The organism is Thermoactinomyces vulgaris (assembly GCF_005886755.1).
In the GTDB taxonomy this organism is placed as follows: Bacteria; Bacillota; Bacilli; order Thermoactinomycetales; family Thermoactinomycetaceae; genus Thermoactinomyces; species Thermoactinomyces vulgaris.
In genome coordinates, this window is the sequence record NZ_CP039710.1 from 1,101,024 (window position 1) to 1,122,509 (window position 21,486).

The window sequence follows — 21,486 nt, forward strand, 5'->3', positions numbered from 1 at the left end:
CAATGAAGAAAGGATGTTCCATGATGGAGACAATTCAAGTGAAAAAAACGGGGAAAACCGGATGGATCCGTTTTCACCGGCCGGAAGTCCGAAATGCAGTGAATCAGAAGATGATGGAAGAGTTGGAGTCCGTATGGAATGAATGGGAAAAGGATGAACAATTGCAGGCGGTTGTGTTTTACGGCGATGAGAAAGCTTTTTTATCCGGAGGCGATGTGGGGGAATTTCACCAAATGACCAAAACGGAAGAAATCCGGCCCGTCATGTTGCGGATGGGAAAATGCCTGGAACGGATTTACCAGTCGCATTTGCTTTCGATTGCGGCGGTGGAGGGGCCTGCCGTGGGAGGCGGGTGTGAGTTTGCCACCAGCTGCGACCTTTGTGTGTCTTCGGATTCGGCACGGTTCGGGATGATCCAGGTGAATTTGCATATTACTTCCGGGTGGGGAGGCGCCAGCCGGTTGATGAAAAAAATCGGACCGGGACGGGCCTTGCCGGTTTTGTTGTCCGGAAAAGTGATGGAGGCAAGAGAGGCTTTTGAGACGGGACTGGTTGATCGGGTATGGGAGCGTGACCGGTTTTGGGATGAAGTCAAGCGGTTTGTTGATTCCCTGGTGAAAGGTTCTCCGGAAGTCACTGCCCGATATAAATTGCTTGCCAAAGCAGTCCGGGAGGGCAAAGACACTGCGGAGCTTTTGCATCAAGAGGCGGAAAATTGTGCCGCTTTGTGGGAAAGCGAGAGTCACCATCGGGCGGTTTCCGATTTTTTTAAGCGTACCCGCACGAAATGAACAAAGGAAAACCGTAACTTCGATTTCTTTTATTTCGCCCTGCTGGGGTATACTTCTACATTCGGATGGTAATAAAAATTAGTAGATCCATATACTATGATTTATATCAATTGCATATAGTAAGGATAAGGAAGTTGACCTTGTGTGAGAGGGGCTTAAGAGGGATAGGAGGTACGGTTTATGGCAGTGAAACGCCAGGATGCTTGGACTCCTGACGATGACATGATTTTGGCGGAAGTGACTTTAAGGCATATCCGGGAAGGAGGAACACAATTATCCGCGTTTGAGGAAGTGGCCGAGAAGTTGGGGAGAACCCCGGCTGCTTGCGGATTCCGATGGAACAGCACGGTACGCAAAAAGTACGAATCCGCCATTCAAATCGCCAAGCAACAGCGGCAAAAAAAGTTACAGGAACGGGGCAAAACCGGTTACCGTTTCCGGCCGGATTCTTTGTCTTCCGAAAACATGGTTCAGTCCATCGATAAGATCATCCGCTTTTTGCGTCAATATAAAACGGAAGTGAGTGAACTGCAAAGGCAACAACAACAATTGGAAAAGGAATTGAAGGAACGGGAAAACCAGATCCGGAAGCTGGAAAAAGAAAACCAAGAGATGAAAGAACAACTGAATGATGTAAAGAGCGATTACCGTCTTGTCAATGATGATTACCGCACCCTGGTGCAAATCATGGAGAGAGCCCGCAAGCTGGCGATTCAAGGGGATGGGGAATTGCAAGACAAGAGCCGGTTCAAACCGGGGGAAGAATCCCTGGAGCAGATCGACAAGTAAAAAAAAGACCCGCATATTGAAACATGTGGGTCTTTCCGTTTATGGGTGTGAAAATCCCTCAATCTTTTAAAGCGACCCCTTCCGGCAACCAGACATAGGGACTTTCGCCGCGGTCGCGTTCCGGGTGGTATTTGACGGGGATGAAGCCCATTTTTTTCCAAAATTCATCCGTCCGGCAGCGGGCATTGGTTTTGACCGGCAATCCCAAACTTTTGGCGTAGGAGACCAGCGCTTTTCCCATGCCTTGTCGGCGAAACGGGGGTAACACTTCCAACTTCCAAATTTCATAATAATCCTGAGCGGGTGAAAAATAGCGGTCATATTTGGCATCCACCCGGTATAAGCTGATTCTGGCCGCCAGTTTTCCATCTTGGTATATGCCGTAAAAAGGGGAATGGCTGTTGTTTTCCACCATATTCTCTTGCAGATCTTCCAACATGGATAATTCCGGAAGTCCGAACTCATGGAATTGTTGGAATTCCTCGAATGTTTTATAATTAATTTTCAATCTTTCGACTTTTAAAGCATTCATGGTTCCTGCCCCCTGAATTTTTAAGATTTTTATTCTTGTTCCCCCTATTTTACCACAAAACTTTGATTTATTTGAGAAGGAGTAAAAACCGTTTTTGTAGAACAATTTAAAATATAATCATTAATAATGATTATATTTATTTTAGAATAAAGAGGTGAATTATGTCGATAAAAAAGGTACTTGTTGCAAACCGGGGAGAAATCGCCTGCCGTATCATCCGAACGTGCCGGGAAAAAGGGTTAAAAACCGTGGCGGTCTTTTCCGAAGCGGATCAGGAAATGCCGTTTGTCCGGATGGCGGATGAAGCCGTCTGCATCGGTCCACCCCCGGTTCCCAAAAGCTATCTGAATATGGAAGCGATCTTGGATGCCGCTTTTCAAACCAAGGCGGATGCGATTCATCCGGGTTACGGCTTTTTATCGGAAAATGCCGTGTTTGCCGAAAAAGTGCAAGCCAACGGGCTGATTTGGATCGGATCGGATCCTTCCGTCATTTCGCGGATGGGCGATAAAGTCGTGGCCAGAAAAACCATGAAAAAAGCGGGAATTCCGGTCATTCCGGGCTCCGACGGTTTGTCCCGCCCGGATGACGCCGTCGCCGTGGCCGGGGAAATGGGTTATCCGGTTTTGGTCAAAGCAAGCGCCGGCGGGGGCGGAATCGGGATGCGAGTTTGTTTGAGTGAAGAAGAGCTGAAAAAGCATTTTCAATCGCTGAAAAGCCGGGCCAAGGCTTATTTTGGCCATGACGGTTTGTTTATCGAAAAAGTGATCTCTCCTGCAAGGCACATCGAAGTCCAAATTGCCGCAGACCAACACGGAAATGTGGTTCATTTGTATGAAAGAGAGTGCTCGGTGCAAAGACGGAATCAAAAAGTGATCGAAGAGGGATTATCGCCGTCCATTCATGAATCCACCCGCGAAAAATTGAGAAAAGCGGCGGTCCAAGCAGCCAAAGCGGCACAGTTTACCGGAGTGGGCACGGTTGAATTTTTGGTGGATGCATCCGAACAATTTTATTTTTTGGAAATGAACACGCGCTTGCAGGTGGAACATCCTGTCACGGAAGCCATCACCGGTGTTGATTTTGTGGACTGGCAAATCCGGCTGGCGGAAGGAAATTGCTTGCCGCTAAAGCAGGAGGAAATTTCGTGCCGGGGCCATGCCATGGAGTTTCGCATCTATGCTGAGGATCCGAAACGTTTTTTGCCTTCGCCGGGTAAAGTGACCCGACTCTCTTTTCCCGAAGGAGAAGGTGTGCGCGTGGATACGGGGATTCAGGAAGGAAACGTGGTTTCGCCCTTTTATGATCCCATGATTGCCAAGTTGATTGTAAGCGGTTGCAGTCGGGCGGAAGTGTTGGAAAAAGCCGGAGAAGCTTTGCGAAAGTGTAAGGTGGAGGGGATCCAAACCAATCTTCCGCTCTTAAAAAGCGTGTTGGAGAGCGAACTGTTTCAGCAAGGGAATTATGATACGAAATTGATCCAAAACATTTTAAAATGAGGTGAGTCAAATGGCCAAAGTGGAAGCGACCATGGCGGGAACCGTCATGCAAGTATTGGTGGCCGTGGGGGACAAAGTGGAGGCCGGACAGGATGTGGTGATTTTGGAATCGATGAAAATGGAAGTGCCGGTACAGTCGGAATATTCTGGCGTTGTCAAAGAAATCAAGGTGGAATCCGGTTCCTTTGTCAGTGACGGAGATGTTTTGATCGAGCTTTCTTAAAAACTCTGATCCGAGGTGGCGTAATCCAAGTGGATGTCAAAATTGTGGAAGTCGGCTTGAGGGACGGGTTGCAAAACGAGCCCGTCACGTTGGCAACCGAAGTGAAGCAGGAACTTATCGAGCGCTTGTTTCAATCGGGGGTAAAGCATCTGGAAGTGACTTCGTTTGTCCATCCCAAATGGATTCCCCAATTGTCCGATGCCGATCGGTTGGCTTCCGGTCTTCCCCGTTTGCCGGTGACCTATCGAGCGCTCGTTCCGAATCTGCGGGGGTTGAAGCGAGCCCTTGACACCCGCGTCGATGAGTATGCCGTGTTTTTGTCCGCGAGCGAAAGCCATAATCGGAAGAATATCAATAAAAGCATCCGGGACACGATTCCGGTTTTAAGGGAAGTGGTTCAACTCGCACACCAACATGGGAAGAGGGTGCGGGGGTACGTTTCCACCGTCTTCGGATGTCCGTATGAAGGGGATGTTCCGCTTCAAAACGTGGTTCACATTTGTGAACAGCTTCTGGATATGGGGGTTTACGAAATTTCATTGGGCGATACGATCGGGGTTGCCGCGCCTCTTGAAGTGAAAAAACGGTTGAAAGACCTTTTGACAGCGGTTCCAGCTTCGAAACTGGCCGGTCACTTCCATGACACCCGCGGGACCGGATTGGCCAACGCCTATGTTTGTCTGGAAGAAGGAATTCACACCCTGGATACTTCCTTCGGCGGCTTGGGCGGTTGTCCGTACGCACCGGGAGCGGCGGGGAATCTGGCCACCGAAGACCTGGTTTACATGCTGAAGAGGCAAGGTATCGACCCGGGAATCGATCTGGACCGGCTGTGTGAAACCAGCCTGTATGTGCAGAAGTATTTGGGAAAAACGTTGCCCTCCAAAGTGTTGCAAAGTTATGTGGCCAAGAAAAAAGAAAGCGGGGGAGGGAATGAAGATGGCACCGGTGGTCACTGAGTGGAAAGAGCATACGGCCATTGTCACGATCAACCGTCCTGAAGTACACAATGCCCTGAACATGCCGGCACTTCAGGCATTGCAGTCGGCGATTGAAACGTTGACCGATCATCCGAAGGCACGGGCCGTGATTATTACCGGAGCCGGAGAAAAAGCTTTTTGCGCGGGAGCCGACCTCAAGGAGCGCCGCACGATGGATGACAGGGAGGTTCGCCGTTTTATCCGGTTGATTCGGGATACCTTCACCCGCATCGAACAAATGCCGCAGCCCGTCATTGCCGCCATCAACGGGTTCGCTTTCGGGGGCGGGACGGAACTGGCTTTGGCCTGTGATATCCGGATTTCCGAACAACATGCGGTGATGGGGCTGACGGAAACGTCGCTCGGGATCATTCCGGGAGCAGGGGGGACACAGCGCCTTCCACGGTTGGTCGGAAAAGCAAAGGCAAAGGAATGGATATTCACGGCACAAAAAATCACCGCATCCGAAGCGGAAAAACGGGGTCTCGTCAATGAAGTGACGGAGAAAGGAAAAGCTTTGGAGACGGCTTGCCGGTTGGCCGGACGAATCGGAGAAAATGCACCGCTTGCGGTCCGGCAGGCCAAGCTGGCCATTGATCGCGGATTGGAGACTGATCTCATGACCGGGCTGGCTCTGGAAACATCGGCTTATGAAACGCTGATTCCGACAAAAGACCGGCAGGAAGGGCTCAAAGCATTTGAAGAAAAAAGAAAACCCCGCTATACCGGGGAATAAACCGGGAGGGATGGTTTGTGAAAGAATCCGTTGTCGGGCAATTGCGCAAAAACAAAGAAACCGTGCAAAAAGGGGGTGCTCCCAAATATCATGAAAAGCTGAAGCAACAAAACAAGCTTTTCGTGCGGGATCGATTGAAACGGTTGTTTGATGACGAGTTTCAATTGGAAGACGGGTTGTTTGCCAACTTCATGGCCGGTGATCTCCCGGCGGACGGTGTGGTGACGGCGATTGGAAAGGTCAACGGCCAAACGGTTTGCGTTATGGCCAATGACTCCACTGTGAAAGCCGGTTCCTGGGGAGCGCGGACCGTGGAAAAAATCATACGAATTCAGGAGACGGCCATGAAATTGAAAGTCCCCATGATTTACCTGGTGGACTCGGCCGGTGCCCGGATTACGGACCAAATTGAAATGTTTCCCGGCCGGAGGGGAGCGGGCCGCATTTTTTACAACCAGGTAAAAATGTCCGGAATGGTTCCGCAAGTCTGTCTTTTGTTCGGGCCTTCAGCGGCCGGCGGAGCTTATATCCCCGCTTTTTGCGATATTGTGATCATGGTGGACAAAAACGCGAGCATGTACTTGGGTTCCCCGCGCATGGCGGAAATGGTGATCGGGGAAAAAGTTTCCCTGGAAGAAATGGGCGGAGCGCGGATGCACTGTACCGTGAGTGGATGCGGGGATGTGCTGGTTTCGTCGGAGGAAGAAGCGATTCAATCCGCACGAAAGTATTTAAGTTATTTCCCGGCCAACTACCAGACAAGCCCGGAGCCTGTTGAAGCGAAGGAACCGTCCCCAAAGGCGCGTCCCGTTTCGGAAATTGTCCCGGATCACCAAAACACTCCTTTTGACATGATGGAAGTGATTGAAAGCCTGGTGGATGAAGGGTCGTTCTTTGAGATCAAAAGCTTGTTTGCCAAAGAATTGATCACCGGATTGTCTCGGATTGACGGGCAGGTTGTCGGGATTGTGGCAAACCAGTCAAAGGTCAAAGGCGGGGTTTTGTTTGTGGACTCGGCGGACAAAGCAACCCGTTTCATTAACTTATGTGATGCTTTCCATATTCCGTTGTTGTTTTTGGCGGACGTCCCCGGTTTCATGGTCGGGACGCAAGTGGAGCGGGCCGGGATTATCCGGCACGGAGCAAAGATGATTTCCGCCGTTTCGGAGGCGAGCGTGCCCAAAATCTCGGTCATTGTCCGGAAAGCATATGGCGCCGGATTGTATGCCATGGCCGGCCCGGCCTTTGAACCGGATTGTTGCCTGGCCCTCCCGACGGCACAAATTGCCGTGATGGGGCCGGAAGCGGCTGTCAACGCGGTGTACAGCAACAAAATCCGGGAGTTGGAAGAACCGGAGAGAACCCGTTTTGTCATGGAAAAGCGGGAAGAATACAAGCAAGACATCGATATTTACCGTCTGGCCGGCGAAATGGTGATTGACGGCATTGTGGAGCCGGATGAATTGCGGACGGAATTAAGCCGGCGCTTCGAGGCTTATGCGAGCAAACAGCTTCAATTCAGCCAACGGAAACATCCCGTTTACCCTGTATGAGAAAAAGGTTATGATAGAAAATGAAGACGTTTACGAGCCATGATCCCAATGGCTCTCTTTTTTTAGCCAAAGTGAGGGATGAAACGGTGAGAATAGCAGTATGGGGAGGCGGAGCGCTGGGATTGTTATGGTCTGCACGCCTTGCACCCCGAACCGGTCCGTTTTTGCTGGTCACCCGTACGGCCGGTCAGGCCCGGCAAGTGAACAATACGGGAATCACCTTGACAACGTTGTCGGGAGAACGGAAAAAAATCCGGGTAAAGGCCCGGCCGGCCGGTTGGATCCGGGAAGACCCCCCCTTTGATGTCATTTTGGTGATGGTGAAACAACACCATTTGCCATCGGTTATTCCCCTGTTGAAAAACGTGATTCACCCGGAAACACAGGTGTTGTTTTTTCAAAACGGATGGGGTCACCAAAAATGGTTGGAACAGTTGTCTTCCCGTTGCGAAACCTATTTGGCGGTTACGACGGAAGGCGCATTGAAAAACGGCAATCATGTGAGGCATACGGGAAAAGGAACGAGCTGGATCGGCTCTTATCCCGATGGGGATAAAAAAACGTCGCCAGCACTCAGGTCTTTGCTGGAAACAGCGGGAAAAGACCTTCTTCAATATGATGAAGACATCCGGCAAAGGCTTTGGGGGAAGTTGGCCGTCAATTGCGTGATCAATCCGATGACTGCTTGGTATGAAATCCGAAACGGTGCGTTGTTACACCCCAAATATGATGCGGAAAAAGAGGGGATTTTAACAGAAGTGGCGGAAGTGGCGTCACTGGAAGGGATTTCGCTTCCGTTCCGGCAGATGTGGGAACAAATTCATGAGGTTTGCCGGCGGACTTCCGCCAATTTTTCTTCCATGCTGCAGGATGTGAAACACCACCGGCCGACGGAAATTGATTATTTAAACGGGGCGATTGTCCGTTTGGGGGCCAAACACCAAAGAAATTTGCCCGTCAATCAACTGTGGACCGGACGGATTCGGGAGAAAGAAAAGTTCATGCTATAATGGGAAGACTGAAGACAATTATGGATAGGAGTACTGTGGGGGGATTGGTTTGTCTCGTCCCAAATCGTTGTCATTTGATACGTATATCATCAGCATGGTTTTCAGCACATTCGATTTGTTGACGGTGGTGCCCGTTTTATCTTTGATTATCCAGGAGTACCATTTGTCGATGAATTGGGCGGTGTGGGCCGTTTCACTCCATTTGGCTTTTTTTGCCTTTTCTTTGCCCATGATGGATAACTGGGTGGCTTCCAAAGGGAAAATGGAAGTATTGTGGACGGCTCTCACTTTCTTTGTGCTTGGAACCTTGCTCGCCGGATTGGCCGTGGAGTGGGTATGGTTCATGTGCGGCCGTGTCATTCAGGCCATCGGAACCGGCGGCATGGTGCCGGTTGTCTCCTCGCAAAGCCGGCGCAAACTCGGCAAAATGCCCAAAGGCAAACGCAGTTTGATCATGCTGGCATTTGCAGTCACATGGTGTTCAGTTCCCTTGGCATCCGCCGGGCTGGCAGGAGCCCTGGGATGGAAATCGGTTTTTATTTTGCATATTTTGTTTGCTTTTTTGGTGCTGTTGATATCCCAAACGTGGAAAATCGTTGATCAGCCGAACCGCAAAGGGGTCGGCGGCGAATCCATCGTATTTTTCGGGTTGATCGTCTTGTTTTTGATGATGGCCGTCACCAGCACCGATTTTTCCGGAGGGATCTCCTCAGTCTTGCATAAAGAAGTGTTGCCGCTTTGGATTGTGGCCATTGGAATGGTGGTTCCTCTGTTGATGGTTGAACGCCAGGGAAGCTATCCGTTTTTTGAACCGCATCTGTTTGCCAATTGGCGTCTGTGGATTTTATATATACAGGTCACTTTGCAAGGGTTTCTGTGGACGATTCTGACCTTGCTTCCTTTTTGGTTTGCCCGGCAGTATGAAACCGGGACATACGGCACAGCGGTCTGTTTGAGTTTGATTGTGACCGGTGCCATGATGGCGCTATCTGTCATCGGTTTTTTGTCCAATCCTGTGTATGTGCACCGTCTGGCTTATACGGCTTTTTTGCTTTCGGCCGTCACTTGTGCGGGTTTGATCTGGGTCCCGGACAGCCGGTGGATGCTTTTTGCGTTCAGTTTCTTGGGATGGTTTCTGAGCTTTGCAGTGGCTGATCCCGTTCACCGATATATGTTCAAATGGGTATCGCCCCGCCGGATCCGTTCAGGATTGATGGCTGCCGGCATGTTCAGGGCGGCCGGGGGAGCGCTGGGATTTGTGACGGCGGCCCGCTTGTTTGAACCCGGTGTGCTCATCGGTGAAGAGGTGCGCATCTTTTTGTTTGTTGCAGGAGTTTCTTTTCTGGGATTTTTGTTTAGTCTGTTTTTGGGGACAAAAAAAGTTAGCCACTATAATAATTGAAGTGATATACTTTGTAACGGTGGAGCATCAGACTTTTCTTTTAAAGAGGAGTTATATATGAGGTTACAAAAGATAGCAATGACCAAGAAATCCAGTATATTTGATGAATTTCTTCACGACCGGGAGTTTGCCGGTTCGTTTTATCAGTACCATCCTTGGCAGGAGGAAAGCATTTACGAACGCGCCCGCGATTTGAAAACATCGAAACCGGCCGTTTCGCGTCAGGAATTGGTCAGGGTGCTCCGGTCTTACCATCAGCCGGATTTGTTGCATCCCGAAGTGGAGCGAAATTTGAACCGGTTGGCCAAAGAGGACAGCATGGTCGTGATCGGGGGCCAACAGGCCGGTTTGTTGGGCGGACCGTTATATACTTTTTATAAAGCCATCACCATTATCCGGTTGGCAAAACAGGCAGAGGAACAACTGGGACAGCCGGTGATTCCCGTTTTTTGGATTGCCGGTGAGGACCATGATTTGGAGGAAGTGAACCATGTATGGGTGCAAAACGGCGAGAAAGAACCGGTGAAACACCGGTTTGCAGTGAAAGATCAGCGGAAAATCCCCATTTCCCGGCGTAGGCTGGATGAAAAACAGTACCGGGACTGGCTGGATCAATTGGCCAAGATCCTGCCGGACCGTCCTTACAAAGAAGAATGGCTGGCACAGTGCCAAAAGTGGGGAATTGGCACACGGTCATGGACCCGCTTGTTTGCCAAAGTGTTCCATCATTTTTTCGGCCCGTACGGATTGTTGTTGGTGGATTCCCATGACGAAAATCTGCGCCGGCTGGAGGTGCCGGTTTTTAAAAGCATGATCCGGCAAAGCCAAGCGATTGCCCGGGCGGTGCAGAACGCTTCCGGCCGTCTGGCTGCAAGGGGACTGGAAGTTCCGGTCGATTTAAAAAAGGATCAGGGAAATTTGTTCATTCAAGTCGATGACGAGCGGCAGCTCCTGTTTCAAAAAGGGGGGCAGTGGACCACCAAAGACGGCCTGAAAAAGTGGTCGGAAGATGAATTGATGTCATTGGTCGAACAAGAGCCTGCATTGTTCAGCAATAATGTGATCACCCGTCCGCTCATGCAGGAAGCCTTGTTCCCCACCCTTTACTTCGTGGCCGGACCCGGTGAAATTGCGTATTGGTCCCTGTTGAAAGAGGCGTTTTACGAACTCGGCCTGAAAATGCCGATTGTGATTCCGCGCGTGTTTGTCACGGTGATGGACCCGGCGTTGGAAAAACGGATGGACGAGTTTGCTTTGGGGCTTGAGGAACTGGATAACTTGAATCAGAAAAAATTGAAGTGGATTGATGAGCAACAGCCTCCGGATCTGACCGACCGGTTTCAGGAAGCGGTGGATGCCATCATAGGGCATCATGAGCAGCTGGTTGGTTATTTGCACCAAACCATCGGCATGAATATGAGGGAAATCGGAAAAAAAAATGAAGAAAAAATCAAAGCGCAAATCGATTACTTGCACCGTTTTGCCAAAAAAAGCCTGGAAGAGAAACATCGCGCATCGTTACGGAAATGGGACGAACTGATTCACGGAATTTATCCGAACGACAAACCCCAGGAAAGGGTTTACAATATGATATGGGCATGGAATGAACACGGGATGGATTGGGTTGACTTTTTGCTGCGGGCGCCTTCTTACGAAGTGCGGCTGGATGGTTCCGTCCATGTCCTGTTGATTTAGTCTTTTTCCTTTTGGAAGATAATCGTGTATAATAACCACGATTATCGGATTTACATATGGGAACAGGGGGATTTATATGTCAGCAGAAAACAGCATTGTCCGTGATATGAACCTGGCCCCGCAAGGCCGCTTGAAAATGGATTGGGCTTGGGATCATATGCCGGTGCTGAGCCGGTTGCGGGAACGGTTGAGCTCGGAAAAGCCGCTGGCCGGAAAAAAAGTGGCGATTTCCCTGCATTTGGAGGCAAAAACGGCTTGCCTGGCTGAATTGATTCGGGATGCAGGAGCGGAAGTGGCCATTACGGGAAGCAACCCGCTTTCCACCCAGGATGACATCGCCGCAGCCTTGGCTGATTCCGGCGTGACAGTGTTTGCCAAATACAACCCGTCTCCGGAAGAATATAAAGACCATTTGATCAAAACGCTTGAAACGAAACCGGATTTGATCATTGATGACGGCGGGGACCTGGTCAGCATTTTGCACTCGGAACGTCCGGACCTGTTGGAAAATGTTTTGGGCGGATGTGAAGAAACCACCACCGGGATTTTGCGTTTGCGCTCCCTGGAGAAAGAGGGGACATTAAAATTCCCGATGGTGGCGGTCAATGATGCTCATTCCAAATACTTGTTTGACAACCGGTACGGAACCGGGCAATCTGTTTGGGACGGAATCAACCGCACAACCAACCTGGTCGTTGCCGGGAAAACCGTGGTCGTTGTCGGCTACGGATGGTGCGGACGGGGTGTTGCCATGCGCGCCAAAGGCTTGGGTGCGAAAGTGATCGTCACCGAAGTGGATGCTGTCAAAGCAACGGAAGCATACATGGACGGCTTTGAAGTGATGCCGATCAAGGAGGCGGCCCGGCACGGAGACTTCTTCATCACCACCACGGGGAATAAAGGAGTCATTTCGGGTGAGCATTTCCAAGTGATGAAAAACGGAGCCATCATGGCCAATGCAGGCCACTTCAACGTCGAAATCGACGTGGAACAGTTGGAAAAAGCGGCCGTGAAACAACGCGTGGTGAGAAAAGACATCGCGGAGTATGAGATGGCTGACGGACGGAAACTTTACCTGTTGGCCGAAGGGCGTCTGGTGAATCTGGCCGCGGGAGACGGGCATCCGGCCGAAATCATGGATATGACCTTTGCCCTGCAGGCGCTTTCCCTGCTGTATGTGCATGAACATCATGGCGAATTGGGACCGAAAGTGTTGGATGTGCCTTATCAGATCGACGAGCAAGTGGCCCGCTATTTCCTGGAAGCCAATGGAGTGGCGATCGACCGCTTGACGGAAGAACAGGAAAAATATCTGGCAAGCTGGCAGTTGGATTGATTGGAGATGAAAGGAAATATACGGTTGAATCCTGCACATTGCGTGCAGGATTTTTTATATTCCGTGTGGTATAATTACCAGTGTGGTGGAGAGTGGTGGAAAGTGGTGAGGAAGGGAGGCCAGAGGGGAGGACAGCGGTATGTTCATGGGTGAATTCAGGCATAATATCGATGATAAAGGGAGATTGATCATCCCTGCGAAGTTTAGGGAATCATTGGGATCTTCTTTTGTGATCACCCGTGGCTTGGACCGCTGTTTGTTTGCTTATCCTCCTTCCGAATGGACGCAACTGGAACAAAAATTAAAAGCTCTTCCTTTTACCAAAGCGGATGCACGTAAATTTACGCGCTTCTTTTTTTCTGGAGCAAGCGAAGTGGAATTTGACAAACAAGGCAGAATCCATATTGCTCCCCATTTGCGGGAGTATGCTCGTTTGAAAAAAGAGTGTGTGATCATCGGTGTCTCCACCCGTGTTGAGATTTGGTGCAAAGAACAATGGGAAGAGTATTACTGTAACTCCGAAGAATCGTATAATGAAATCGCAGAAAGTTTGATTGATCTGGATTTGTAGCAAAGGATGAATGAAAGTGTTTAAACATGAAACGGTATTAAGAGAAGAAGCAGTCCATGGACTTTGTATCAAATCGGATGGCATCTATGTGGATTGTACGCTGGGCGGAGGGGGACACAGTCAGTTGATCGCCGAGCAACTGTCTCCATCAGGAACCCTCATCGGATTAGACCAGGACAAGCAAGCATTGGATCATGCCAAAAATAAATTAAAAGAACACACATGCAACTTGCATTTGATAAACACCAACTTTCGACATGTCAGGAAAGTTGTGAATGAACTAGGTTATGAAAAGGTCGACGGCTTGTTGTTTGATCTGGGTGTTTCATCCCCCCAGCTCGATCAGGGAGAACGGGGCTTCAGTTATCACCAGGAAGCTCCGCTCGACATGCGGATGAATCAGTCACAGGAATTAAGCGCCTTTCATGTTGTCAATGAATGGCCGGAGGAAGAATTGGCTCGCATCTTGTTTGAATATGGCGAAGAAAAATTTTCCCGGCGAATTGCCGGCGAAATTGTCCGGACGAGAAAGCAAGCACCGATTCGCACCACTTTGGATCTGGTGGACGTGATCAAGCAGGCGATTCCCGCTCCTGCACGCAGAAAGGGGCCTCATCCGGCACGTCGTTCGTTTCAGGCGATTCGGATTGCCGTCAATGATGAATTAAACGCTTTTCAAGAGGCGTTGAAAGAAAGTGTGAAATTGCTCCGCCCGCAAGGGCGCATCAGTGTGATCACCTTTCATTCTCTGGAAGACCGGATTTGTAAACAGTTTTTCAAGGAACAATCCCGGGGATGCATTTGTCCTCCTGATTTTCCTGTCTGCACGTGCGGCAGAAAACCGGAATTGAAGATGATTACAAAAAAACCCGTCCTGCCGAGTCCGGAAGAAATAGAGAGAAACCAACGGGCCCGGTCCGCAAAATTGAGGGTCGCGGAAAAAATATAAAAATGAAAGAAGCAGGTAGTGTGAGGAGGATTTATATATGAGAGCGGATCGTTTTCATGGTTCGGCTGCAAAACAGCTCCATAAGCCTTACAGAGTGGAGCGGAAGCAAAAAAGGCCAACCCCTTTTAAAGCGTTTCCGACCGGTGAAAGACTGCTTTACCTGTTCAGCGTTATTTTGTGCGTTGCTTTGGCTGTTCTGGTTTTGTCGCGTTATGCCAAAGTGTCGGAGTTAAATGTGGCGATTCAAAATACGGAACTTGAAATCGAAAAGGTGGAAAAAGAGAATCTCCAATTGGAAACAGAAGCCAACAAATTAAGAAGTGTGGAGCGTATTCGCAAATTTGCTGAACAGAAAGGATTAGAGTTGACAGCACCAAAATACTTACCTTCAACCAGCCCCTGATGCCGAAATAGACACAATATTTGTCAGAGAGATGGGAGAGGCTTGACATGGGTTCGATGTTTAAGAAGAGCAAACGGCGTTCTCTTCTGATCGGGCTCGTTTGGATCGTGGGATTCATCATTGTGATTGGAAGATTGTTTTGGCTGCAAGCGGTGGACCATAACAAATTGCTCGCGGCGGCCAAAGAAACGTGGATCAAAGAAGATGCACTTCGCCCCAAACGAGGCACTGTTTATGACCGGACCAAGCAGCAGCAATTGGCATGGGAAGTGGACGCTTATTACTTTGTCGCAGACACCCGGCAGGTGAAAAATCCTGAAAAAACCGCAAAGTATCTGGCACCGGTGTTGAAAATAAAAGAAGACGAGTTGGTCAAATTGCTGTCGAAGGATTCAGACTCTGTGGAACTCCGGTACAATGGGAAGTACAAGTATCCGGAAGAGACACTCAATCAGGTGGAATCCTTAAAAAAGGACGGGCTTATCCAAGGCATTTATGCTTTTCCCACTTTCATGAGGCAGTATAACGGAACCATGGCCGCTCATGTTTTGGGATTTTTGCGGTATGATGACACAGCCGTTGGCGGCATCGAAAAATATTACGATAAATGGCTCAGGGGAAAAGAAGGTTACATCAAATACCTGAAGGCCAGAAACGGTGTGATGGTCACGGATCAGCCGGAAAAAAACCAGCCTCCGGAGCATGGGAAAGATCTTGTCTTAACCATTGATTCGCGCATCCAACATCAAGTGGAACTGGAGTTGGACGAAGCGATCAGTGCTCATGAGGCCAAAGGGGGAACGGCGATTGTCGCTGATCCCAATACGGGAGAAATTTTGGCCATGGCATCCCGCCCGACTTTTGACCCGAACCGGTATGCCGAGACCCTGAGTGACGAAAACAGTATCAACCGGGCCGTGCAAGGACAGTTTGAACCTGGCTCCACCTTTAAGATTGTGACTTTGGCCGCGGCGATTGAAGAAGGCATATTCAATCCGGATCAAACATTCCCGTCCGGCTCGATCCGGGTGGATGACCGGGTGATCCATGATTGGAACGGAAGCGGATGGGGAAACATCACGTTTCGGGACGGAATCAAGCTGTCCAGCAATGTCGCTTTTGTCATTCTGGGGCAAAAGTTGGGCGCACAGAAATTAACGGATTACATCAACCGGTTTGGTTTCGGAAATATCACGGAGCAATACGGGAAAAAAACCGGAATCGACCTGCCGGCAGAGGGAAGGGGATACTTTTTCGGACGGAACCTGTATGCCACGGAATTGGCCACCACCTCATTCGGACAAGGGATTTCGGTCACACCGATTCAGCAAGTTGCAGCCGTGAGCGCCATTGCCAACGGCGGTGTCTGGAAGACCCCCCATATCATGAAATCGATATGGGAACCAGGGTTGAAAAAAGAAGTGAAATCTTTTCAACCCGAAAGCCGTCGGATCGTAAAAGAATCCACGGCAAAACAAGTGCGGGAGTTATTGCGTGGGGTGGTACAAAACGGAACCGGTGTCGAAGCCGATTTACCGGGCTATGGTGTGGCCGGAAAAACGGGGACGGCACAAAAACCGGATCCGGACGGGGGATACATGGAGAATCAATACATCGTATCCTTTATCGGTTTTGCCCCGTATGACAAGCCTGAAGTGGTCGTATATGTCGCCATTGATGAGCCGTCATCGTCCAAAAATGCCACCGGGGGAACAGTGGCCGCTCCGATCGCCAGGGAGATCATGAAAAAATCGCTGCAAATCAGGCAAGTACAACCAAATGACAAATTCGCCGAGACGATTAAATAAAGGGATGGAAAGACCCGCTTTTAAAGTGGGTCTTTTTTTATGGAAGAAGACAGGCTGTGTCATTTTTTTCCGGCGGATTTCATAGTTTTAGAGTAAGAGATGGGAAGGAGAGGAAGGGGAAGATGCACGGCCAACAAATCACCGTTCGAAAACGATTGTTTTCTTTGTTTTTGATTTCCGTATTTGTATTTATGGTTTTGATGGCACGGCTTGCTTACGTCCAATTGATTGCGGGCGGGGAATTGGCGGAAAAAGCCAAAGACCTGTGGAGCCGGAATATTCCTTATGAACCGAAACGGGGAAAGATATTGGACCGGAATCAAAAGAAGCTGGCATACAACATCAGTTCCCCTTCCGTCATGGCGATTCCGGCCCAAATCAAAGATCCGGCCAATACAGCAAAGCAATTGGCCCGTATTCTCCAGGCACCCGAACAAAAAATCTATGAAAAAATCACACAGCGGCAATTGATTGTTAAACTTCATCCGTGGGGGAGAAAGATTTCGGAAGAGAAAGCACGGCAAATTCAAGGGCTCAGGCTCCCGGGGATTGCCATTGCAGAAGACAGTAAACGGTATTATCCCCATGGCAGTTTTGCCGCCCATCTTTTGGGATTTACCGGGATCGACAATCAGGGGCTGGCCGGGTTGGAATTGATCTATGATGAAAAATTGAAAGGAAAAAAGGGATATGTTTCGTTCAGTGCCACCGCCAGCGGGGACAAATTGCCGGGAGGGGTGGACCGGTTTATTCCCCCTCAGGATGGTCTGGACTTGATGCTTACCCTGGATTACCAGATTCAAACCATCATCGAACGGGAATTGGATCAGGCGATGGCCCAGTATCAACCGGAAAATGCCTTGGCCATTGCCATGAACCCCAATACCGGTGAAATTCTGGGGATGAGCAGCCGTCCCACTTTTCACCCGGATCAGTATAAGGTGACCGACCCGTTGATTTATAACCGGAATCTGCCGATCTGGAAAACATATGAACCGGGATCGACTTTCAAAATTATCACTTTGGCCGCGGCACTGGAAGAAAAGAAAGTGAATTTACAGGATCACTTTCATGATCCCGGTTACATCAAGGTGGGTGGTGCCCGGTTGCGTTGTTGGAAATCGGGAGGCCATGGACATCAGACATTTTTGGAAGTGGTGGAAAACTCCTGCAACCCGGGATTTGTCACGTTGGGACAGCGGCTGGGAAAAGAAACATTGTTTTCCTATATCCGCAAGTTCGGGTTTGGGGAGAAAACCGGGATTGACCTGAATGGAGAAGCACGCGGAATTTTATTTGAGGAAAATCAAGTGGGGCCGGTTGAATTGGCAACCACGGCATTCGGACAAGGGGTTTCAGTGACCCCGATTCAACAGGTGGCTGCCGTTTCGGCCGCGATCAACGGCGGGAAGCTGATGGTTCCCCACATCGCCAAGGCATGGGTGGATCCGGAAACCGGAAAAGTGGTGGAAGAAGTCAAACCCAAAGTCAAACGGCAGGTCATTTCCGAAGCGACTTCCGCCCAAGTCCGGCAAACCTTGGAGAGTGTCGTGGCGAAGGGGACGGGACGGAAAGCGTTTGTGGATGGATACCGGGTGGGCGGAAAGACCGGAACCGCACAAAAGGTGGGACCGGATGGCAGATACTTGCAAAATAACCACATCGTCTCGTTCATCGGCTTTGCGCCGGCGGATGATCCGCAATTGGTCGTCTATGTGGCAGTCGACAATCCCAAGGGAATTCAATTCGGCGGAGTGGTTGCCGCCCCCATTGTCGGCAATATTTTGGATGACAGCTTGCGGTATTTAAAAATCCCCAAACGAACCAAACAAATCCCGCCGGAAAACGGACCGGCAGAAATCCCGATTGTCCCGGCACCCAATTTGGTCAATCAAGACATCGATGAAATTCGTTCCAGTTTATATTCCTTTCCGCTGCAAGTTTATGGAAACGGGCAAAAGGTGATTGATCAAATGCCCAAGCCCGGGCAACGTGTCAAAAAAGGAACGACCATCAAAATCTATTTGGGGGATTCATAGAAAACCCCCGATTGGCTCGTCAACCAGCGCTTCTTTGTTACTTAAATGCAAACAATTTGCAAACAAAATGCAAACATTTCTAAGGGGATTCAGTGGCTTGATTTTGCTCACTCCTTGAATTCTCGGGGGTTTATCCGGTAATTGCAGGAAAGTGCGTACTTGCCAAGGAAAGTGACAAATGATAGAAAGGAGATTAAAATAGGGTATGTGAATAGACCATGCCAGGAATACCCCTGGCATTTTCTGTTGTCTTTCTGTTGTCGAAAAGGAGGAAGAAGATGCGAATATGTGAGTTAATCCGGCCGTTAATGTTGTACAAGACGACAGGGGATCTGATGACCGAAATTCATGGCATCCAAATCGATTCCCGTCAGGTTCAGCCGGGAGACTTGTTTATTGCTCTGAGAGGGACGAAGGTGGATGCCCACCGTTTTGTCGAGCAGGCGGTGGCCAACGGCGCCGCGGCGGTCATGGTGGAAAAACCGGTTGATTTGCCGGGCATTCCCGTGATTCAAGTGCCTGACACACGCAGAGCGATGGCCGTGGTGGCTGCGAAATTTTACCACTATCCGACGCAAGAATTAAAGCTGATTGGAGTGACGGGAACAAACGGAAAGACAACCACGACTTATCTGATTGAACAGCTTCTCAGACACAAAGGTTCTCTAACCGGCGTGATCGGAACCATTCAGACAAAAATCGGAAAGAAAAAGTTTGCAACCAAAAATACAACTCCCGAAGTGACAGATTTGCAAAAAACGTTTCGAATGATGAAAGATGAGGGTTGTGAGTATTCTGTCATCGAAGTTTCATCGCATGCTTTGGACATGGGAAGAACCAGAGGTTGTCAATTTCGGATCGCTGTTTTCACGAATTTGACGCAAGATCATTTGGATTATCATGAGACGATGGAAAACTACCGCGAAGCGAAAAGTTTGCTGTTCAGTCAATTGGGAAATGCTTATGCGGAAGATTTAGAAGATAATGCGTTTGCCGTTTTCAACGCGGATGACAAAGCTTCCGGTTATTTCATGCAACGGACGCCGGCGCAGGTGATTACCTACGGCATCGAGCAGCCTGCTGACGTCACGGCGGAAAATATCCGGTTTTCATCTTCGGGAACGACCTTTACGTTAAAGACATTTCGCGGAGAAGTTCCCATCCGGTCAAGATTGGTCGGCAAATTTAATGTATATAATGTATTGGCGGCCGTTTCCGTCGCGCTGATTGAAGGCATGGACCTGAAACAGATTCAGTCGGCCTTGGCCAAAGTGGAAGGAATCAGCGGACGGTTTGAACCGGTTGATTTGGGACAGCCTTATTCGGTTCTTGTGGATTACGCCCACACACCGGACAGCCTGGAAAATGCGTTGACCACCATTCGCGAATTTGCCAAGGGTCGGGTGATTTGCATTGTGGGTTGCGGTGGGGACCGCGATCGCAGCAAGCGTCCGCTGATGGCGGAGATTGCGGTGAAAAACAGTGATTTGGCCATTTTCACCTCGGATAACCCTCGTACGGAAAATCCGGTCACGATTTTGGAAGATATGTTGGTCGGGGTGGATCAGTATCCCAAAGACCGTTATTTGGTGGTTGAAAACCGCAAGGAAGCGATTTATGAAGCGGTGGCCAAAGCCAAACCGGAAGATGTGATTTTAATTGCCGGAAAAGGTCATGAAACCTATCAGGAAATCAACGGCGTACGCCATCATTTTGATGACCGGGAAGTGGCCGCCGATGCCATTCGATCCATGTGGGCAAAGTGAGGAATGATGAAATGCAACGTACATGTCAATGGATTTTGGAAACAACCGGCGGAAGCTGGAGGGGAAGCCCTGTCGATCTTCACCGGCTGGTGTGCGGGGTGTCGACAGACACGCGGAACATCCGGGCCAATCAGCTTTATGTTCCGCTTGTTGGCAAACGTTTTGACGGGCATCAGTTTGTAAAGGATGCCGGAGAAAAAGGGGCGGCAGCCGTCTTGTGGCAGCAGGACCGGCCGTTTCCGGAGCTTCACCTCCCTGTCATTGTGGTTGAAGACACGTTGAAAGCATTGCAACAACTGGCTGCCGGATACCGCGCGGAATGTCAGGCCAAAGTCGTAGCGGTGACGGGAAGCAATGGAAAAACCACCACCAAGGATCTCATCGCATCTTTGTTGGCTGAAAAATATGCGGTGCATAAAACGAAAGGAAATCTTAATAATCATATCGGTGTGCCTTTAACCTTGTTATCGATGCCGGAGGAAACGGAAATTGCGGTGATCGAGATGGGAATGAACCATCGCGGGGAGATTTCCGTCCTTTCGAACATTGCCCGTCCGGACGTCGCGGTGATCACCAACATCGGCGAGTCCCATATCGAACATCTGGGGAGCCGGGAAGGAATTGCGAAGGCAAAATTGGAAGTTAAAGATGGACTGTCCCCGACGGGGGCACTGGTGATCGACGGAGATGAACCGTTGCTTCGGAACTTGTTGAAAGAGGAGTCCAGGCTGTTGATCAAAACCGGATGGGAAACCGATTCTGACGAATCTCCGGAACAAATAGAGGTCAGGGGAACCGAGGGGGTTTCTTTTCAATCCCGGAAAACCGGTACCCGTTTCACTTTGCCGTTATTGGGAAGGCACAATGTCAAAAACGCGTTGCTTGCCATCGAGGTGGCCCGGTATTTTAAACTTCGGGAAGAGGAGATTGTCCGTGGCCTGGCAAATGTGACCCTGACCGGCATGCGTTTGGAGACGAAGATGGCAAGAAATGGAATGTTGCTGATCGATGATGCCTACAATGCCAGTCCCACATCCATGAAAGCAGCATTGGACTTGTTGGCAGAGATTGAGCCGGAAAAAGAGAAATGGGCTCTTCTGGGAGATATGCTTGAAACCGGAGAACAAGAGGAGCATTATCATAGAGAGTTGGGGGTGTATGCCATGGAAAAAGGCATTCACCGCTTATATACGATTGGCGAACGGGGCCGGTGGATTCATGAGGGAGCTATGAAAGCAAAAGCTTGTGACAATCAAGCCCTCGTTCATTTCCATACGCCGGATGAAGCTGTAGAAACATTGCTCCGGGAAGGACATCCAGAGACCATCCTCTTAGTCAAAGCTTCACGTGCAGCGAGGCTCGATCAGATTGTCAAAAATATGACTGAAGGAGCGTAGGGGAAGA

General features: G+C 49.7%; 19 protein-coding genes. 18 read left to right on the forward strand and 1 reads right to left on the reverse strand.

The annotated features are described in order from the left end of the window. The first annotated feature begins 23 nt into the window (after positions 1-23). Together FA954_RS05785 and FA954_RS05790 are read left to right on the forward strand one after the other, a co-directional pair. Positions 24-791, forward strand: a complete 768-nt coding sequence (locus FA954_RS05785; RefSeq protein WP_037995002.1) for an enoyl-CoA hydratase/isomerase family protein — start codon at positions 24-26, stop codon at positions 789-791. A gap of 180 nt (positions 792-971) precedes the next feature. Then, on the forward strand, positions 972-1,580 hold the full coding sequence (locus FA954_RS05790; RefSeq protein ID WP_037995000.1) for an RsfA family transcriptional regulator: 609 nt from the start codon (positions 972-974) through the stop codon (positions 1,578-1,580). A gap of 58 nt (positions 1,581-1,638) precedes the next feature. Here FA954_RS05790 and FA954_RS05795 read toward each other — a convergent pair whose 3' ends face one another. Next, on the reverse strand, positions 1,639-2,112 hold the full coding sequence (locus FA954_RS05795; RefSeq protein WP_037994997.1) for an N-acetyltransferase: 474 nt from the start codon (positions 2,110-2,112) through the stop codon (positions 1,639-1,641). 167 nt (positions 2,113-2,279) lie between these two features. Here FA954_RS05795 and FA954_RS05800 point away from each other — a divergent pair, with 167 nt between their 5' ends. From FA954_RS05800 to FA954_RS05875, 16 genes are all read left to right on the forward strand, one after another. Continuing rightward, the gene (locus FA954_RS05800; RefSeq protein ID WP_037995151.1) at positions 2,280-3,611 is read left to right on the forward strand and encodes an acetyl-CoA carboxylase biotin carboxylase subunit; all 1,332 of its coding nucleotides are present in this window, start codon (positions 2,280-2,282) and stop codon (positions 3,609-3,611) included. 10 nt (positions 3,612-3,621) lie between these two features. Then, a complete protein-coding gene (locus FA954_RS05805) occupies positions 3,622-3,834 on the forward strand; it encodes an acetyl-CoA carboxylase biotin carboxyl carrier protein subunit (protein WP_037994995.1) in 213 nt (70 codons plus the stop codon). Between the two features lie 29 nt (positions 3,835-3,863). Continuing rightward, positions 3,864-4,793, forward strand: coding sequence for a hydroxymethylglutaryl-CoA lyase (locus tag FA954_RS05810; protein WP_037994992.1), 930 nt, complete (start codon positions 3,864-3,866; stop codon positions 4,791-4,793). Further along, positions 4,774-5,550, forward strand: a complete 777-nt coding sequence (locus tag FA954_RS05815) for an enoyl-CoA hydratase (RefSeq protein ID WP_052186678.1) — start codon at positions 4,774-4,776, stop codon at positions 5,548-5,550. The genes FA954_RS05810 and FA954_RS05815 overlap by 20 nt, the downstream gene beginning before the upstream one ends. Positions 5,551-5,567: 17 nt before the next feature. Further along, positions 5,568-7,103, forward strand: coding sequence for an acyl-CoA carboxylase subunit beta (locus tag FA954_RS05820; protein ID WP_037994990.1), 1,536 nt, complete (start codon positions 5,568-5,570; stop codon positions 7,101-7,103). 20 nt (positions 7,104-7,123) lie between these two features. After that, entirely contained in the window at positions 7,124-8,113 is a 990-nt protein-coding gene (locus tag FA954_RS05825; RefSeq protein ID WP_082240645.1) for a ketopantoate reductase family protein, read from the forward strand. Positions 8,114-8,162: 49 nt separating this feature from the next. After that, positions 8,163-9,515: an MFS transporter gene (locus FA954_RS05830; protein WP_037994986.1), complete on the forward strand. Its 1,353-nt coding sequence runs from the start codon at positions 8,163-8,165 to the stop codon at positions 9,513-9,515. Between the two features lie 57 nt (positions 9,516-9,572). Next, the gene (gene bshC / locus FA954_RS05835; RefSeq protein WP_082240644.1) at positions 9,573-11,210 is read left to right on the forward strand and encodes a bacillithiol biosynthesis cysteine-adding enzyme BshC; all 1,638 of its coding nucleotides are present in this window, start codon (positions 9,573-9,575) and stop codon (positions 11,208-11,210) included. Between the two features lie 76 nt (positions 11,211-11,286). After that, positions 11,287-12,546: an adenosylhomocysteinase gene (locus tag FA954_RS05840; protein ID WP_037994981.1), complete on the forward strand. Its 1,260-nt coding sequence runs from the start codon at positions 11,287-11,289 to the stop codon at positions 12,544-12,546. Positions 12,547-12,685: 139 nt separating this feature from the next. Beyond that, positions 12,686-13,117, forward strand: a complete 432-nt coding sequence (mraZ, locus tag FA954_RS05845) for a division/cell wall cluster transcriptional repressor MraZ (RefSeq protein ID WP_037994980.1) — start codon at positions 12,686-12,688, stop codon at positions 13,115-13,117. Positions 13,118-13,127: 10 nt separating this feature from the next. After that, positions 13,128-14,066, forward strand: a complete 939-nt coding sequence (gene rsmH / locus FA954_RS05850) for a 16S rRNA (cytosine(1402)-N(4))-methyltransferase RsmH (RefSeq protein WP_175413176.1) — start codon at positions 13,128-13,130, stop codon at positions 14,064-14,066. A gap of 37 nt (positions 14,067-14,103) precedes the next feature. Beyond that, positions 14,104-14,469 carry a cell division protein FtsL gene (gene ftsL, locus FA954_RS05855; protein ID WP_049720293.1) on the forward strand — a complete coding sequence of 122 codons (366 nt, stop codon included), beginning with the start codon at positions 14,104-14,106 and terminating at the stop codon, positions 14,467-14,469. A gap of 47 nt (positions 14,470-14,516) precedes the next feature. Then, positions 14,517-16,277, forward strand: a complete 1,761-nt coding sequence (locus FA954_RS05860; protein ID WP_049720292.1) for a peptidoglycan D,D-transpeptidase FtsI family protein — start codon at positions 14,517-14,519, stop codon at positions 16,275-16,277. Positions 16,278-16,399: 122 nt separating this feature from the next. Next, a complete protein-coding gene (locus tag FA954_RS05865) occupies positions 16,400-18,316 on the forward strand; it encodes a stage V sporulation protein D (protein ID WP_138614921.1) in 1,917 nt (638 codons plus the stop codon). Between the two features lie 278 nt (positions 18,317-18,594). After that, positions 18,595-20,082 carry a UDP-N-acetylmuramoyl-L-alanyl-D-glutamate--2,6-diaminopimelate ligase gene (locus tag FA954_RS05870; RefSeq protein ID WP_037994976.1) on the forward strand — a complete coding sequence of 496 codons (1,488 nt, stop codon included), beginning with the start codon at positions 18,595-18,597 and terminating at the stop codon, positions 20,080-20,082. An 11-nt stretch (positions 20,083-20,093) separates the two neighbouring features. Then, positions 20,094-21,479, forward strand: a complete 1,386-nt coding sequence (locus FA954_RS05875; RefSeq protein ID WP_037995142.1) for a UDP-N-acetylmuramoyl-tripeptide--D-alanyl-D-alanine ligase — start codon at positions 20,094-20,096, stop codon at positions 21,477-21,479. The last annotated feature ends 7 nt before the right edge of the window (positions 21,480-21,486 follow it).

Coding starts and splice junctions, on each gene's coding strand:
- FA954_RS05805 (WP_037994995.1), top strand. CDS start 3,622: ATGGCCAAAGTGGAAGCGACCATGGCGGGAACCGTCATGCAAGTATTG.
- bshC (WP_082240644.1), top strand. CDS start 9,573: ATGAGGTTACAAAAGATAGCAATGACCAAGAAATCCAGTATATTTGAT.
- FA954_RS05790 (WP_037995000.1), top strand. CDS start 972: ATGGCAGTGAAACGCCAGGATGCTTGGACTCCTGACGATGACATGATT.
- FA954_RS05870 (WP_037994976.1), top strand. CDS start 18,595: ATGCGAATATGTGAGTTAATCCGGCCGTTAATGTTGTACAAGACGACA.
- FA954_RS05860 (WP_049720292.1), top strand. CDS start 14,517: ATGGGTTCGATGTTTAAGAAGAGCAAACGGCGTTCTCTTCTGATCGGG.
- FA954_RS05795 (WP_037994997.1), bottom strand. CDS start 2,112: ATGAATGCTTTAAAAGTCGAAAGATTGAAAATTAATTATAAAACATTC.
- FA954_RS05875 (WP_037995142.1), top strand. CDS start 20,094: ATGCAACGTACATGTCAATGGATTTTGGAAACAACCGGCGGAAGCTGG.
- FA954_RS05840 (WP_037994981.1), top strand. CDS start 11,287: ATGTCAGCAGAAAACAGCATTGTCCGTGATATGAACCTGGCCCCGCAA.
- FA954_RS05825 (WP_082240645.1), top strand. CDS start 7,124: ATGAAGACGTTTACGAGCCATGATCCCAATGGCTCTCTTTTTTTAGCC.
- FA954_RS05865 (WP_138614921.1), top strand. CDS start 16,400: ATGCACGGCCAACAAATCACCGTTCGAAAACGATTGTTTTCTTTGTTT.
- FA954_RS05785 (WP_037995002.1), top strand. CDS start 24: ATGGAGACAATTCAAGTGAAAAAAACGGGGAAAACCGGATGGATCCGT.
- mraZ (WP_037994980.1), top strand. CDS start 12,686: ATGTTCATGGGTGAATTCAGGCATAATATCGATGATAAAGGGAGATTG.
- rsmH (WP_175413176.1), top strand. CDS start 13,128: ATGAAAGTGTTTAAACATGAAACGGTATTAAGAGAAGAAGCAGTCCAT.
- FA954_RS05815 (WP_052186678.1), top strand. CDS start 4,774: ATGGCACCGGTGGTCACTGAGTGGAAAGAGCATACGGCCATTGTCACG.
- ftsL (WP_049720293.1), top strand. CDS start 14,104: ATGAGAGCGGATCGTTTTCATGGTTCGGCTGCAAAACAGCTCCATAAG.